Here is a 15,105-nt window from a genome sequence, read left to right on the forward strand (position 1 = left end):
GCTTGAGGGTGTCGCGCATGGAATGCGACCTGCCATTTTCCATGGCGGCTCTTTTTACTCTTCCGATTTAACCATTTGGTGTCAATGAGGTTTTTCGTCGATCACCACATCGACCCGCAGATCGCGGCCTGCCCGCCAGCCATTCCAGGCTGCGCCAAGGCCGAGCGCGACAAACAGCAGGGCGGCCCAGGCGAAACTGCCCGTGGCACCACGGATCAGCCCAACGAGCAGCGGGCCAATGGCGGCCAGGCAATAGCCGACGCATTGCGCCATGCCCGATAGATGGGAGGCAATCTGCGGGCTGCCGGAGCGCAGCACGATGGCGGTCATGGCAAGCGCGATCAGGCCGCCCTGACCGATGCCCTGCAGAACGGCCCAGATCCACAGGGTGGAAAGCGGTGCAAATAACAGGCCGATCAGCGCGATGACCGCGAGAATGGCAACAGCGGCGTTGACGAGGCTTTGGTTCTCGCCCCGAACGGCAAGCTGCGGCGCAACAATACAGGCCGCCGCCTGCACCATGACCGAGACCGAGACGACCGCGCCTGCCGTTACCCCATCCAACCCGCGTTCCCGCAGGATCGGCACCAGCCAACCGAACACACAATAGGCCAGCGCCGATTGTAACCCGGTATAAAGTGTTACGTTCCAGGCCAGCCGGTCGCGCCACAGGCCCTTCACCTCGGCCTTGAACCCTGGCCTTGCAGCATGGGCGGAAAAGGCCTGCGGCAGAAACAGCAGGAAAACCACGGCAGCCGGAAGCGCCCAGGCTGCTAGGCCGATAGCCAGCGAGCCGCCACTGGCCGCCTCGATCGGCAGGGTTAGCCCGGCAGCCGCCGCCGCGCCACCACAGAGCGCCATGGTGTAAAAGCCGGTCATCAACGCGGCCCGATCAGGGAAATCACGTTTCACCAATCCCGGGAGCAGCACATTCCCGACCGCAATGCAGGCACCGGCAAGCGCTGTGCCGAAAAACAAGGCGGGAAGGCTGGAAAAGCCGCGCAGGGCGGTGCCGATGGCAAGAAACGCCATGACGGCCAACAGGGTTTTTTCCGCGCCGTAGCGGTCGCCAAGTCTGGGTGCCAGGGGTGAGAAGACCCCAAGGCAAACCACCGGCAAGGTGGTGAGCAGGCTGGCACCCAGCACGGAGAGACCCAATTGATCGCGTATTTCCGGCAGCAGCGTCGAGGCGCTGGAAAACAACGGGCGCAGGTTGAAGGCAATCAACACGAGGCTGATGCCCAGAACGATGCGCGACAGAGGCGACCGGCCTGATGCCTGCGGAGGGAGAGGGGCGTCTTCGGCCTGCGCATCGATCAGCAATTCGTCGCCAAGATCAAGCTTGGGATGGGCATTCGTCATCGGTTAAGGCTTTCAGAGGAGGCAATGTCATCGAGAAAGATAAGCACCGGCTGCATGAAGGCGCGCACCGCACTGTCTGCTTGGCCTGGATCGCCGCTGGCAATGGCATCGACAATGGCGCGGTGGGCGTCAAGGTCCGGTTCCGGCAGCAGGCCGCCGGTGGTTGCCTCGATGGTCTGGGTAATCGAGCGGGTGAAAAACTCGTAAAGCTCCAGCATGGCGGCGTTTTCCGATGCGGCGATCACCGCCCGGTGAAAGGCCAGATCGCGAGCGATAAAAGCGTTACGGTCAGGATCGGCGCCGGAATGGCCGCGCTGGTCCAGCAGCGCATGTAATCGCCTGATGGTGGCGGGTCTCGCCCTGATGGCGGCCAGCCTTGCCCCCTCGACATCCAGCGCCAGCCGGGCCTCCAGCCGGTCGCGCAGGCTGGTGCGGCGGGCAAGATCCAGCGGTTCGGGGGTGATGCGATCCTTTACGACATAGGTGCCGGAGCCTTGGCGGGTTTCCAGCAGGCCTTGCGCCACCAGCACGCGCACGGCTTCGCGGATCGTGCCGCGGCTGACATGCAGCGCTTCAGACAGGCCTTGCTCGTTCGGCAATTTTTCGCCGACCCGCCACGTCCCACGGCCAAGGGCGGTTCGAATGCGTTCGGCGGCCCCATCGGCCAGATTGGTTTTTTGCACGGGTCTCATCTGACAATTGATAAAGTCATCCGATGACTTTATCAATTGTCAGATGCACTTATTTCAGCGGATCTATATGGGCGGTTCGCTCCGCGCATGATAGGGACGGCTAATTCGCTCATTCTTTATCAAGGCCTACAGTCGTGATCCGTTCGCTCCTTGCCAATTTTCAGACATCTCGTGCCACCGGTCCGGCCATCATGCTGGCGGGGATGCTGATGTTTGCGCTGAACGATGCTATGGCCAAGGCGCTGGTCGCCCATTATGGGCTAGGTCAGGTCGTGGTGCTGCGCAGCCTGGCGGCTTTGCTCCTGCTTTTGCCGTTTCTGGTGCGCGGTGGGCTTGCGCCGATCCTCAGCGTTGAACGGCCCTGGATGCAGCTGGCGCGGGTGACGTGCTCGACGGTGGAAATCATCGGCTTCTACTATGCGGTCAGCTATCTGCCGCTGGCCGATGTGATGACCTATTGGCTGGCCGCGCCGATCTACGTAGCGGCCTGTGCGCCCTTTCTGCTGGGCGAAAAGCTTGGCTGGCGGCGCATCACCGCCATCGTGGTCGGCTTTATCGGTGTGATCATCACGCTGGAACCGTCACGGGCAATGTTTTCGGCACCGGCGCTGATTTCCATTATCGGCAGCGCGGCCTTTGCCTTCATGATGCTGTCCGGCCGTTCGCTGCGCGCTACGCCGGATAAGTTACTGGTGCTGTTCCAGGTGACGGCGGCGCTGGTCGGCGGCCTGTTTTTCGCACCTTTCGACTGGGTCGAGATCGGTTCCGCCACCGATATCGTCATGCTGGGTCTGCTTGGCATCGTCGCCATGGCGGCGCATATGTTGGTCAACCGGGCGCTGAAAATATCCGATGCCGCAGCGGTGGCACCCTTGCAATATACGCTGTTGCTGTGGGCTGTGCTGTTCGGCTGGCTGTTCTTTGGCGATGTGCCGCGCACCGGCATGGTGATTGGCGCAGCGCTGATTATCGGCTCCGGCCTGTTCATCTTCTTCCGCGAGCGGCATCTGAACAAGACTGACTGCGTGCTGCCGGCGGTGCCGGAATAGAGCATTTCCAGGAAAAGTGGAAACCGGTTTTCCCGAAAAGACAAACGAAAACAAGAGAATCTAGTGTCTGTCTGGTTCAATCTGAACTTGACAGACTCTAAGAGCAGAAACGCTCTAAGAGATTATTGTTTCGGCTCTGGCCGGCTGACGACGAAAGCCGCCGAGCAGAGAAGAATAATCCCGGTGCCAACGCGCACGTAAAGCGGTGCCGACGAGAAGAACCACATCACGGCAAAGCTCAGCCCCATCGCCACAACGGCGGCTACCTTGGCGCGCCGCGAGATCGCGCCTTGGCGGCGCCAGTCCAGCAGCGGCTGGCCAAAACGGGGATGGTCAAGCAACCATTGCTCAAAGCGCGGCGAGGAGCGGGCAAACAGGGCGGCGGCAAGGATAATGAACGGTGTGGTTGGTAGCACCGGCAGGAAAATACCGACAATGCCCAGCCCGACGAAAAACCAGCCCAAGCCCAGCAATATCAGCCGCATGTGTATTCCCTCAAACCAGATCCTATCCATGATACAGGATTTTTTGGGTATGTACTCCATGGGCGGATAGATCGATCTCTCTATCTGCCAGCGCATGATGACGTCAACGCTGGCAGACAGGCGATGAAACTCTATCCCTTATGGGCAGCAACGGCGGCATCATAGGCAGCAACCAGCGTTGCGGCGCGCTCCTTGACCACATCGGCCTTGTCGCCGGGCTTGTAGAGGCTGGTGCCGATGCCGAAGGCGCGGACGCCCGCCTTCAGATAGTCGCCGAAATTGTTTTCGCCAACGCCGCCGACGGCACCGATTGGGAAATTGGCTGGCAGAATGGCCTTGATGGCATTGATGCCGCTTGGTCCCAGCACGCTGGCGGGGAAGAATTTGATCGCCGAGGCGCCTGCCTTGATGGCGGCCAGCGCTTCCGTCGGGGTGAAGGCGCCGGGCATCGACACCATGCCCAGCCGGGCGGCTTGGCCAATGACTGCCGGGTCGGTGTTCGGTGTCACCAGAAGGTTGCCGCCAACACTGTGCAATTGCTCGACAGAACCGGCATCCAGTACGGTTCCCGCGCCGATCAGCACACCATCAGGCGCACGTTTGCGGGCTTTTTCGATGGAAATGAATGGGTCGGGCGAATTCAGCGGCACTTCGATGGCCTCGAAGCCCTGTTCGAGAAGCACATCGACAACACTTTCGATGTCCTCAGGACCGATGCCGCGCAGGATGGCGACCAGTTCGCGCTTCAACTGCGGCCATGGTGTATGGGTGGTGGTCATGATCTGGTCCTAACGTCAGTTTTGAAGAATGGCCTTGGCGGCGGCAAACAGACCGTCGCGCACCAGAGCGCTGCCGTCAAGAATGCTGGCCTTGCCGTCCGCCAGGGTGATCGCCTTGGCATAGAGCGCCGAGAGCGCTTTCGAGCCGACAATATGCACGGTCTTGCCGGAACGGACCCATTCGCGCATGCCAGCGATTTCCGCGCCGATCAGCAGGCCGGAGAGCCGGCTGGCCGCCTCGTTGGCTCCAGGCGATGAAAGCAGACCGGCGGCACGGATCGAAAACAGGCTGGTGGTCAGGGTGAAATTTTCGCCCAGCGCTTCGCTGACAGCATCGGCAAACACGGTCTGGTCGGTTTCTGCCGGGGCTTGCTGGATCGATAGGCGCAGGATCGATTGTTTGGCAATCAGGTCAAACAATTCGCCGGTCATGACGGTGCGAAATCTCTGCACCACGCCGTTTTCCAGATCCACCCATTTGCAATGGGTGCCGGGCATGCAGATCACGCCCGAAGCCATGCCGCCCGCCACAACCCCAGCGAGCTGGGTTTCTTCGCCACGCATCACATCGAAAGGGCCGGTGTTGATCTGGCAGAGGCCAGGCAGGATATAAACCGGGCGCGATGCTTTCGGGCTGACGCTATGGTGATGAAGACCGGACAGCGAAGCGGGGGTTTCGACATAGGGCGCTTCCAGCCAACCAGCGCGAGCGCCCGCCATGCCAGCGATCACCACCGGCAGATCCAGAGGCGCTGACAACGCCTCCAGATGTTCTTCCAACACGGCGGCAAACCGGTTGTCCGCCGCGCAGGCCGACATGCCATCGGCGGACTGGCGCTCGCCGAGCACATTGCCCGCGCCATCCACCAGCCAGAGGCGGAAATTGCTGGTGCCCCAATCGGCAAGCCCAACGAAGGGCTGGCCTGGATCTGCCAGTGTTTCGGTTTTGTCAGCCATGCTGGTCAACCGCGCTTATTGCAGGTCTTCCGGCAGCAGGGCGACCGGAATGTTCTGATAGCTGACCGGACGCAGGAAGCGGCGGATCGCCATCGTGCCAACAGAGGTTGCGCCGAAATTGGTGGTGGCCGGATAAGGCCCGCCATGCACCATGGCATCGCAAACCTCGACACCGGTCGGGAAACCGTTGGCCAGCACACGGCCGGACTTGCGCTCCAGGATTGGCAGCAATTGACGGGCGATCGGTGCATCGGCATCGTCCATTTGCAGCGTCGTGGTCAGCTGGCCGACCAGGCTTTCGGCAATACCAACCATTTCATCTTCGTCCTTGACGGTGACGAACACGCCGAGCGGACCGAAGACTTCTTCGCTCAGCACATGGTTTGCCAGCCAGTTTTCACCTGTTGTGGCAAACAGATAGGGCTTGGCATTGCGCAGGTCGCAGGTGGAGGTCAGCACGGACTGGACGCCCGAGGTTTCCTCGATGCGCTTGGCACCTTCGCGGTAGGCGTTGGCAATGCCATCGGTCAGCATGGTCTGGGCATTGGCGGCGGCGAGTGCGGTCTTGGCGTTTTCCAGGAAGGCATCGGCTTCAGCGCCTTCCTTGATGATGGCGATGCCGGGATTGGTGCAGAACTGGCCAGCCCCCATGGTGAGCGAACCCGCCCAACCCTTGGCAATCGCCTCGCCACGGGCCGAGACGGCGGCAGGCAGCAGGAACATCGGATTGACCGATCCCAATTCGCCGAAGAATGGAATCGGCTCATCACGGCGCACGCAGAGATCAAACAGCGCGCGGCCACCGCGCAGCGAACCGGTAAAACCGACGGCGCGGGTCAACGGATGCAGGCAGATGGCTTCGCCGGTTTCGCGGTTGCCGCCCTGGACCAGCGAGAAGGTGCCGGGATGAACACCGGTGCTCTTGATGGCGGCGTGGATCGCCTGGGCGACGATTTCCGCAGTACCCGGATGAGCTTCATGACCCTTGACGACAACGGGGCAACCGGCAGCCAGTGCCGAGGCGGTGTCGCCGCCCGCGGTGGAGAAGGCCAGCGGAAAGTTCGACGCGCCGAACACGCCGACCGGGCCGATGGGCCGCTGCATCAGGCGAATGTCGGGGCGGGGCAGGGGCTGGCGTTCCGGCAGGGCCGCATCGTAGCGGCGGTCGAGATAATCGCCCTTTCGGATATGGTCGGCAAACAACCGCAGCTGGCCGGTGGTGCGGCCACGTTCGCCGATGAGGCGGGCTTCCGGCAGGCCGGTTTCCTGGGTGCCGATCTTGGTGATTTCATCGCCGCGCGCATCGATTTCCTCGGCGATGGCTTCCAGAAACTTGGCACGCTCTTCACGGGAGGAATAGCCATAGCTCGCAAAGGCCTGTTCGGCGGCTTTCATGGCGCGGTCGACCAGAGCGGCGGAGCCCAGGAAGAATGTATGGCTCTCGCCCGAAGCGGGGCTGGAGGTGAAGGTTCCCGTACCTTCGACCCATTCGCCGGCAATCAGGTGTTTTCCGGTGAGGTTCAGCGTCATGGAGCAGTCCTTTCAAAAATCTCGTTCCGCAGGCAGATCGGCGATCAGCCGACCGCGCTGCTATTTGCCCTGGATGCGCCCGCGTTGGTCGTTCGTCGCATCCGTTTGGCTTTTGTATTCGGCTTGTGCATTCGGCTTGCGGGGCAGGACCGACTGACGTCGATCCCGTCCCATAAAGTGCGTCTTACTCGATGAAGGCTTCCACTTCATGACGCTCCGCCGTCAGGAATGCATCTGCAACCAGCCGTAGCGGCTGGAAATCGACGTCGCTTTCGCGGCTGCGCACCAGTTCGGCAAAACGCGTGTAGATCCGGGCATATTCCCGGTCGGGGCCTTCCACGGTCAATGTCTCATTTATATAGAGTTCCGCGCCGCCTTTTGCGAGCCTCAGCGTGCCTTGATCCGTCTCGACGACGATATCCCAGGTCTGCGGGCCTTCCTGGCGCCAGTCGAACTCGGCCTTGATCGGCGCACCGGCTGCACTGCGCATCGCAAGGCTGGCGGCAATCGGCTGCTGGCGATTGGCGGGGAAGGACAAGGCGGATTTTTCAACGATGGTTTGGCCGGGAATGATCGCGGTCAGGATCGACAGCGCGTTGATGCCCGGATCGAACACGCCGAAGCCGCCAGCCTCCCAAATCCAGGCCTGTCCCGGATGCCAGCGGCGGACATCTTCCTTCCAGGTGATCTCGATCCGGGTTATGGTCTTGTCCAAGAGCCATTGGCGGGCTGGCTCGACGCCATTGGCAAAGCGGGAATGCCAGGTGGCAAACAGGGTGACACCCGCCTCACGCGCCAATTCGGCCAGCGCCTGGGCTTCGCCGATGGTTGCCGCAGGCGGTTTTTCCATCAGCACGTCGAGGCCGCTGGCAATCGCCTTCTTGGCCATGGCAAAACGGACGTCGGGCGGCGTGCAGAGGGCAATGGCGCGGATATCCTGGCGGGTCTCCAGAAACACGTCGAAATTTTCGAAATTCTCGGCGCTGTCGATCTTGCCATTGCGGCTGATGGCGGCGGCGATCACGAAGTCACTGCCGTTTTCGCAGGACGGAATATGCTGGTCGCGGGCAATCTTGCCGACGCCGGCCAGCGCCAGGGCAATCCTGGTTCCGGTGTTTTCAGAAGAGGTCATGACCTGTTCCCTGTCTCGTCATTGAATGGTGTCAAGCGCGCCTTTGGGGCGCGCTTGACGGGAGAGAGATGGATCAATGCGCGTCCTTGCCAACGGCGGCACCACGGCAACCCTTGAGGAAGTCGAAGTCGGCGCCAGTATCGGCCCCTTCCACGTGATCGTGGAACAGCCGCGCATAGCCGCTGGCTGGCGGCTCAACATTCGGACGCCAATCGGCCAGGCGGCGCTGCATTTCCTCGTCGGAAATATCCAGATGCACCCGGCGTGCCTCGACATCGATCTCGATGAAATCGCCATTCTTGACGATGGCGAGCGGTCCGCCACGGGCGGCTTCCGGCGAGGTGTGCAGCAGCACGGTGCCGTAGGCGGTGCCGGACATGCGGGCATCGGAAATGCGCACCATGTCGGTAATGCCCTTGCGCAGCACCTTGGGCGGCAGGCCCATATTGCCGACCTCGGCCATGCCCGGATAGCCGCGCGGGCCACAGTTCTTCATCACCATCACGCAGGTTTCGTCAATGTCGAGGTTCTCGTCATTGATCTTGGCCTTGTAGTCGTCGATGTCTTCGAACACCACGGCGCGGCCGCGATGTTTCATCAGGTGCTCGGAGGCGGCCGACGGCTTCAGCACGCAGCCCTTCGGGGCGAGATTGCCACGCAGCACGGCGATGCCGCCCTGCTGGGTCAGCGCCTTGTCGAACGGACGGATAACATCCTCGTTCCAGTTGCGGACATCCTTGACTTCGTCCCACAGCGTCTCGCCGGAAACGGTCAGCGCGTCCTTATGCAGCTTGCCGGCTTCCGCCAGCATCTTGATGACCACGGGCAGACCACCGGCATAGAAGAACTCTTCCATCAGATACTCGCCCGATGGCATCAGGTTGACGATGGTCGGGATATCGCGGCCACAGCGGTCCCAGTCATCCAGCGTCAGGTCGATGCCACAGCGACCGGCCATGGCCAGAAGATGCACGACCGCATTGGTGGAACCGCCGATGGCACCATTGATGCGGATGGCGTTTTCAAAGGCTTCCTTGGTCATGATGTCGGATGGTTTCAGGTCGTCCTTGACCATTTGCACGATCCGGCGGCCCGAAAGCTGCGCCATCACCCGGCGGCGGCTGTCAACGGCGGGAATGGCGGCATTGCCCGACAAGGCCATGCCGAGCGATTCCACCATCGAGGCCATGGTCGAGGCTGTTCCCATGGTGTTGCAGGTGCCGCTGGAGCGTGACATCGAGGCTTCGGCCTCCATGAATTCTTCCTGGGTCATCTCGCCTGCCTTGACGGCTTCCGAGAATTTCCACAGATGCGTGCCGGAGCCGACGCGCTCGCCACGGAAATAGCCGTTCAGCATCGGCCCGCCAGTGACGACGATGGAGGGAATGTCGGTGGAGGCGGCGGCCATCACCAGCGACGGCGTGGTCTTGTCGCAGCCGACCAGCAACACGGCGCCATCGATCGGCTGGCCGCGCATGGCTTCCTCGACGGCGAGCGCCGCCAAGTTGCGATACATCATCGCGGTTGGGCGGAAGGTGTTTTCGGATGCGGAGAACACCGGCACTTCGACCGGAAAACCACCGGCTTCCCAGATGCCAGCCTTTACCTTTTCGGCCAGTTCACGCAGATGGCCGTTGCAAGGGGTGAGGTCCGACCAGGTGTTGAGAATGCCGATGACCGGGCGGCCATCGAACAGGTCATGCGGATAACCCTGGTTCTTCATCCAGCCGCGATGGTAAATCGTATCGCGTGAGTTGCCGCCGTACCATTCCTGCGACCTCAGTTTGCGAGGCCAAGCTTTTGGTGTAAAACCACTCATGGCGTTTCTATCCCGTGTTTCGTTCAGTTTTCGCGGCTAGAGTCTGTCAGGTTCAGATTGAACCAGACAGACTCTAGCTTCTCTTGTTTTCGTTTGTCTTTTCGGGAAAACCGGTTTCCACTTTTCCCTGACAAACTCTAGAGCACCGCTGTTTGATTCATTCAGGCAATGCCGATGCCGGATAGACCGGAATCAAAGCGTCTTGACGGCAAAGGGCGTTTCCGCCGCCACCACCAGCGGGTTTTGCAGCGGCAGGCCGAACTGGCTGGCGCTGACTTCGAACACGTCGCCGGGAACAGTCTTGAAGCCATCGGCAAAGGACAGCGTCGCTGTGCCGAACATGTGCACATGCAGGTCGCCCGGCTGGCAGAATAACCCGTATTTGAAATGGTGATATTCCAGATTGGCGATGGTGTGGGACATGTTGTCCTCACCCGACAGGAACGGCTTTTCCCAGACGGTCTTGCCATCCCGCAGGATTTTCGATGCGCCGGTAACGTTGGCCGGAAGGTCGCCGACCAGCAGTTCCGGGCCAAAAGAGGCCGGGCGCAGCTTGGAATGGGCGAGATAGAGATAGTTGATCTTTTCGGTCACGTGGTCGGAAAACTCGTTGGCGAGCGAAAAGCCGAGACGAACCGGTGTGCCATCGTTATCGATAACATAAAATCCCGCAATTTCCGGTTCTTCGCCGCCGTCAAGCGCAAAGGAGGGCGATTCCAGGCCGTCGCCGGGAGCGATGGCATTGACGCCGGTGCCTTTGTAGAACCATTCCGGCTGAACGCCCCACTCACCAGCCTTGGGCTTGCCGCCTTCAAGGCCCATACGGAACATTTTCATCGAGTCGCTCATGCCTGCCGTGTCGGCATGCATGCTGTCACGGGCCGATGCCGAACCGGTATGGGTCAGGCCGGTGCCGGTCAGGAACATATGGGCGGCATCGGGATGACGCACCGGGCAATCCAGCTTGCCACTGGCGGCAAGGGCCGTGAGATCGACGGTGTCGCCAGCGCCTTGTTTGGCGATGAGATCGGCGATGGACACCTTGGCTGCAATTGCCGCCTTGGCGAGATCGTAGGTGGAGGAAAATCCTGGCACGAGGCGCGCGGTTTCACCCTGCCGGCAGATCACTCCGCCAGCCTTCAACTGTGAAAGATACATTGTTCAGTGTCCTTGGAACATTTCATGGAGCGTTTCATATGGCAACGGAGGCGTTGAAACGGTCTCTGGTTTTACTCTCATGCAATCGGCAGGAACGCCGCTTCACATTATTCCCGGGATTGCTGCACGTCATGGGGTTCGGGCCGAAAACATGTGAGTGCTTCCGGCCCAAAAGTGTCAGGCTGCTTTATTCTTGTTATAGACGTCAAAGAACACGGCGGCGAGCAGCACCAGGCCCTTGACCATCTGCTGGAAGTCGATGCCGAGACCGATGATCGACATGCCGTTGTTCATCACGCCCATGATGAAGGCGCCGATGACCGCGCCGGTAATCTTGCCGACGCCGCCCGAAGCCGACGCGCCGCCGATAAAGCAGGCCGCGATGACGTCAAGCTCGAAGCCGCTACCCGCTTTCGGCGTTGCGGAATTGAGGCGCGCCGCAACGATCATGCCGGCCAGGCCCGCCAGAACGCCCATATTGACGAAGGTCAGGAAGCTCAGCCGCTCGGTATTGATACCCGACAGCTTGGTGGCCTTTTCATTGCCGCCCATGGCATAGATGCGGCGACCAATGGTGGTGCGGCGGGTGACGAAGGAATAGAGCATGATCAGCACGAGCATGACGACCAGAACGTTCGGCATGCCGCGATAGGTTGACAGCAGGTAGCCAAGCAGCAGCACGGCGCCCGAAACGATCAGGTTCTGCGCCACGAAGAAGCCGAACGGCTCGACATCGATGCCGTGGGCGACATTGACCTGCCGACGACGCCAGGCGAGCACGAACAGAGCGACGGCACCGATCACGGTCAGGATAATCGATGTCGAATGGATGTCACCCATGTCGAACAGATCCGGCAGGAAGCCGGTGCTGATCAGCTGGAATTCCTTGGGGAAAGGACCGATGTTACGGCCACCAAGCACGAACAGCGTCAGGCCACGAAACACCAGCATGCCAGCCAGCGTGACGATGAAGGACGGAATGCGGTGATAGGCAACCCAATAGCCTTGTGCCGCACCGATCACACCGCCAATCACCAAACAGATCAAAACCGTTGGCAGGAAGCCAAGGCCCCATTGCACGGTCAGGATGGCGGCAATGGCGCCGATGAAGCCGACGATGGAGCCGACCGACAGATCGATATGTCCGGCGACGATCACCAGCAGCATGCCAAGCGCCATGATGATGATGAAGGAATTCTGCAAAACCAGATTGGTCAGGTTGACCGGCTTGAAGAGAATGCCGCCCGTGTAGAACTGGAAAAACACCATGATGGCGACGAGCGCGATCAACATGCCATATTCGCGGATATTGGCGCGAATATAGGAGGCGACCGACACCACGTTCTGTTCTTCCGTGGAAGGGTTGACGGAACTCATTATTTCTTCTCCCCTGAGCGCATGATAGCGCGCATGATGCTTTCCTGGCTTGCCTCTTCTTTCGAGAGCTCGGCCACCATGCGTCCTTCATTCATGACGTAGATGCGATCGCAGGTGCCAAGCAGTTCGGGCATTTCCGATGAAATCATCAGAACGCCTTTTCCGTCGGCTGCAAGCTGGTTGATGATGCTGTAGATTTCGTATTTCGCGCCAACGTCGATACCACGGGTTGGCTCATCGAGAATGAGCACTTCCGGGTTGGAAAACAGCCATTTCGACAAAACCACCTTCTGCTGGTTGCCGCCCGATAGATTGACGGTTTCCTGGTAGATGCCGTGCGAACGGATGCGCAGCTTCGAACGATAATCGGTGGCGACCTTGATTTCCCTGATATCGTTGATGACGGTGGCCTTGGACACGCCGGGCAGATTGGCAAGCGTGGTGTTGTGCAGGATGGTTTCGGCCAGAACCAGGCCGAGATGCTTGCGGTCCTCGGTGACATAGGCGAGGCCAGCGTCGATGGCCTTGCGCACGGTCGAGACATCGACCGGCTTACCGTCGATCAGAACATCGCCGCTGATCTTGTGGCCATAGGCTTTGCCAAACACGCTCATGGCGAATTCTGTGCGGCCTGCGCCCATCAGCCCGGCAATGCCGACGACTTCGCCGCGTTTCACCGACACATTGATGTCGTGCAAAACCTGACGATCCCGGTGCTGATGGTGGAAGGCGTTCCAGTTTTTAACCTCAAGAACGGTTTCGCCAATCGGCACGTCGCGGGGAGGGTAGCGGTCTTCGAGATCGCGGCCGACCATGTTGCGGATGATGACGTCTTCGCTGACCTCTTCCTCATGACAGTTCAATGTCTTGACCGTCATGCCGTCGCGCAGCACAGTGATCTGGTCGGCCACCTTGCGCACTTCGTTCAGCTTATGGGTGATGATGATTGAGGTGATGCCCTGTTCGCGGAACTCCATCAACAGGTTCAACAGCGCGTCGCTGTCGGTTTCGTTAAGCGAGGCGGTCGGCTCATCGAGGATCAAAAGCTTGACGCTTTTTGACAAAGCCTTGGCGATTTCCGCCAGCTGCTGCTTGCCGACGCCGATATCCGTCACCAGCGTTGATGGCTGCTCCTTCAAGCCAACCTTGGCGAGGAGCTTCTTGGTGCGGCTGAAGGTTTCTTCCCAGCTGATGACGCCATTGCTGGCAATTTCGTTGCCGAGGAAGATGTTTTCGGCAATCGACAGCTGCGGAACCAATGCCAGTTCCTGGTGGATGATGATGATGCCGATTTCTTCGCTATTCTTGATCACCTTGAAATTGCGCACTTCGCCATCATAGACGATGTCGCCATCATAGGTTCCTGCGGGGTAAACGCCGGAGAGAACTTTCATCAGGGTGGATTTTCCGGCCCCGTTCTCTCCCACCAATGCATGGATTTCACCACGGCGAACCTTGAGGTTCACATTCTCAAGCGCTTTCACGCCCGGGAACGTCTTGGTGATGTTCCGCATTTCGAGGATGGTATTTTCCATAATATCGTTCCAGAGCCACAGCCGTCCAAATCCACAATAGGTCAAATCCACAGTAGAAATGCGCAGGCGGGCGACAATAAAAAGGAAGCCGGAACTTTTGCTTGAAAAGTTCCGGCCGCTTTTTGTTACTTCAGCTGGTCGGCTTTGTAGTAGCCGCCTTCAACCAGGACCTTTTCGTAGTTGGTCTTGGTCACAGCAACGGGCTTCAGCAGGTAAGCCGGAACCACCTTGACGCCGTTGTCGTAGGTCTTGGTGTCGTTGACTTCAGGCGTCTTGCCTTCCATCAGCGCGTTGACCATGGAAACGGTCACCTTGGCGAGATCGCGGGTGTCCTTGAAGATCGTCGAATACTGCTCACCGGCAATGATCGACTTGACCGAAGGCACTTCAGCATCCTGACCGGAGATGAATGGCAGCGGCTGGTCCTTGGAACCATAGCCAACGCCCTTCAGCGAGGAAATGATGCCGATGGAGATACCGTCATAAGGAGACAGAACGGCATTGACCTTGGCGTCGGTGTAATAGGCCGACAGCAGGTTATCCATACGGGCCTGGGCAACAGCACCATCCCAACGCAGCGTACCGACCTTGTCCATGCCGGTCTGGCCGGACTTCACGACGAGCTTGCCGCTGTCGATGTAAGGCTGGAGAACAGACATTGCGCCATTGTAGAAGAAGAAGGCGTTGTTGTCGTCAGGCGAGCCGCCGAACAACTCGATGTTGAACGGACCTTTGCCGTCCTTGAGGCCGAGGCCGTCAACCAGCGTGCCAGCCTGCAAGACGCCGACCTGGAAGTTGTCGAAGGTTGCGTAGTAATCGACATTGGCGCTGTCGCGGATCAGGCGGTCATAGGCAATGACCTTGATGCCCGCGTCATGGGCCTGCTTCAGCACGTCGGACAGTGTCGTGCCGTCGATGGCGGCGACGACCAGAACCTTGGCGCCCTTGGTGACCATGTTCTCGATCTGCGAGAGCTGGTTCGGGATATCGTCGTCAGCATACTGAAGGTCGGTGGTGTAACCGGCTTCCTTGAGCTGCTTGACGATGTTGTTGCCGTCATCGATCCAGCGGGCCGAAGACTTTGTTGGCATGGCAATGCCAACCGTGCCCTTGTCGGCTGCAAATACAGACGACGACATGACGGCTGCGCCCAAAGCGATGGACGCAAAAAGTTTTACGAGTGTCTTCACGAGGAACCTCCCTTGGTTTCCATATCAATCCGCTACATGA

At 59.8% G+C, this 15,105-nt stretch carries 13 protein-coding genes; 1 reads left to right on the plus strand and 12 read right to left on the minus strand.

Annotation, left to right across the window (positions count from 1 at the left end; translation table 11 throughout):
* Positions 1-81: 81 nt before the first annotated feature.
* On the minus strand, positions 82-1,362 hold the full coding sequence (locus IEI95_RS11395) for a CynX/NimT family MFS transporter (RefSeq protein WP_156535999.1): 1,281 nt from the start codon (positions 1,360-1,362) through the stop codon (positions 82-84).
* On the minus strand, positions 1,359-2,054 hold the full coding sequence (locus IEI95_RS11400) for a FadR/GntR family transcriptional regulator (RefSeq protein WP_156536000.1): 696 nt from the start codon (positions 2,052-2,054) through the stop codon (positions 1,359-1,361). Before IEI95_RS11400 ends, IEI95_RS11395 begins: the two co-directional genes overlap by 4 nt.
* Before the next feature lie 191 nt (positions 2,055-2,245).
* Between IEI95_RS11400 and IEI95_RS11405 the strand changes: the two genes are divergently transcribed.
* Positions 2,246-3,103 (plus strand): DMT family transporter, encoded by an 858-nt coding sequence (locus IEI95_RS11405; protein ID WP_156536034.1) that lies wholly within the window; start codon positions 2,246-2,248, stop codon positions 3,101-3,103.
* A 122-nt stretch (positions 3,104-3,225) separates the two neighbouring features.
* On the opposite strand, the gene IEI95_RS11410 is transcribed toward IEI95_RS11405, so the two are convergent.
* The 10 genes from IEI95_RS11410 to chvE form a co-directional block, all read right to left on the minus strand.
* On the minus strand, positions 3,226-3,588 hold the full coding sequence (locus tag IEI95_RS11410) for a YbaN family protein (RefSeq protein ID WP_156536001.1): 363 nt from the start codon (positions 3,586-3,588) through the stop codon (positions 3,226-3,228).
* 131 nt (positions 3,589-3,719) lie between these two features.
* Positions 3,720-4,367, minus strand: coding sequence for a 2-dehydro-3-deoxy-6-phosphogalactonate aldolase (locus IEI95_RS11415; protein ID WP_156536002.1), 648 nt, complete (start codon positions 4,365-4,367; stop codon positions 3,720-3,722).
* Positions 4,368-4,382: 15 nt separating this feature from the next.
* Complete coding sequence (locus tag IEI95_RS11420) at positions 4,383-5,324, minus strand: 2-dehydro-3-deoxygalactonokinase (RefSeq protein ID WP_156536003.1); 942 nt, start codon at positions 5,322-5,324, stop codon at positions 4,383-4,385.
* Positions 5,325-5,339: 15 nt separating this feature from the next.
* Positions 5,340-6,854: an aldehyde dehydrogenase (NADP(+)) gene (locus IEI95_RS11425; protein WP_156536004.1), complete on the minus strand. Its 1,515-nt coding sequence runs from the start codon at positions 6,852-6,854 to the stop codon at positions 5,340-5,342.
* A gap of 184 nt (positions 6,855-7,038) precedes the next feature.
* The gene (locus IEI95_RS11430; protein WP_156537131.1) at positions 7,039-7,986 is read right to left on the minus strand and encodes a Gfo/Idh/MocA family protein; all 948 of its coding nucleotides are present in this window, start codon (positions 7,984-7,986) and stop codon (positions 7,039-7,041) included.
* 73 nt (positions 7,987-8,059) lie between these two features.
* Positions 8,060-9,805 carry an L-arabinonate dehydratase gene (gene araD, locus IEI95_RS11435; protein ID WP_156536006.1) on the minus strand — a complete coding sequence of 582 codons (1,746 nt, stop codon included), beginning with the start codon at positions 9,803-9,805 and terminating at the stop codon, positions 8,060-8,062.
* Positions 9,806-9,997: 192 nt separating this feature from the next.
* Positions 9,998-10,963, minus strand: a complete 966-nt coding sequence (gene araD1 / locus IEI95_RS11440; RefSeq protein ID WP_070166930.1) for an AraD1 family protein — start codon at positions 10,961-10,963, stop codon at positions 9,998-10,000.
* 177 nt (positions 10,964-11,140) lie between these two features.
* A complete protein-coding gene (gene mmsB, locus IEI95_RS11445) occupies positions 11,141-12,340 on the minus strand; it encodes a multiple monosaccharide ABC transporter permease (RefSeq protein ID WP_015917232.1) in 1,200 nt (399 codons plus the stop codon).
* Complete coding sequence (mmsA, locus tag IEI95_RS11450; RefSeq protein ID WP_041697112.1) at positions 12,340-13,875, minus strand: multiple monosaccharide ABC transporter ATP-binding protein; 1,536 nt, start codon at positions 13,873-13,875, stop codon at positions 12,340-12,342. Before mmsA ends, mmsB begins: the two co-directional genes overlap by 1 nt.
* Before the next feature lie 125 nt (positions 13,876-14,000).
* Positions 14,001-15,014 carry a multiple monosaccharide ABC transporter substrate-binding protein gene (gene chvE, locus IEI95_RS11455; protein ID WP_156536035.1) on the minus strand — a complete coding sequence of 338 codons (1,014 nt, stop codon included), beginning with the start codon at positions 15,012-15,014 and terminating at the stop codon, positions 14,001-14,003.
* Positions 15,015-15,105 lie beyond the last annotated feature (91 nt).

It is taken from the genome of Agrobacterium vitis, from assembly GCF_014926405.1.
Classification (GTDB): Bacteria; Pseudomonadota; Alphaproteobacteria; order Rhizobiales; family Rhizobiaceae; genus Allorhizobium; species Allorhizobium vitis_H.

Coding starts and splice junctions, on each gene's coding strand:
- IEI95_RS11405 (WP_156536034.1), top strand. CDS start 2,246: ATGCTGGCGGGGATGCTGATGTTTGCGCTGAACGATGCTATGGCCAAG.
- araD1 (WP_070166930.1), bottom strand. CDS start 10,963: ATGTATCTTTCACAGTTGAAGGCTGGCGGAGTGATCTGCCGGCAGGGT.
- IEI95_RS11410 (WP_156536001.1), bottom strand. CDS start 3,588: ATGCGGCTGATATTGCTGGGCTTGGGCTGGTTTTTCGTCGGGCTGGGC.
- mmsA (WP_041697112.1), bottom strand. CDS start 13,875: ATGGAAAATACCATCCTCGAAATGCGGAACATCACCAAGACGTTCCCG.
- IEI95_RS11395 (WP_156535999.1), bottom strand. CDS start 1,362: ATGACGAATGCCCATCCCAAGCTTGATCTTGGCGACGAATTGCTGATC.
- IEI95_RS11415 (WP_156536002.1), bottom strand. CDS start 4,367: ATGACCACCACCCATACACCATGGCCGCAGTTGAAGCGCGAACTGGTC.
- IEI95_RS11420 (WP_156536003.1), bottom strand. CDS start 5,324: ATGGCTGACAAAACCGAAACACTGGCAGATCCAGGCCAGCCCTTCGTT.
- mmsB (WP_015917232.1), bottom strand. CDS start 12,340: ATGAGTTCCGTCAACCCTTCCACGGAAGAACAGAACGTGGTGTCGGTC.
- IEI95_RS11400 (WP_156536000.1), bottom strand. CDS start 2,054: ATGAGACCCGTGCAAAAAACCAATCTGGCCGATGGGGCCGCCGAACGC.
- chvE (WP_156536035.1), bottom strand. CDS start 15,014: ATGTCGTCGTCTGTATTTGCAGCCGACAAGGGCACGGTTGGCATTGCC.
- araD (WP_156536006.1), bottom strand. CDS start 9,805: ATGAGTGGTTTTACACCAAAAGCTTGGCCTCGCAAACTGAGGTCGCAG.
- IEI95_RS11425 (WP_156536004.1), bottom strand. CDS start 6,854: ATGACGCTGAACCTCACCGGAAAACACCTGATTGCCGGCGAATGGGTC.
- IEI95_RS11430 (WP_156537131.1), bottom strand. CDS start 7,986: ATGACCTCTTCTGAAAACACCGGAACCAGGATTGCCCTGGCGCTGGCC.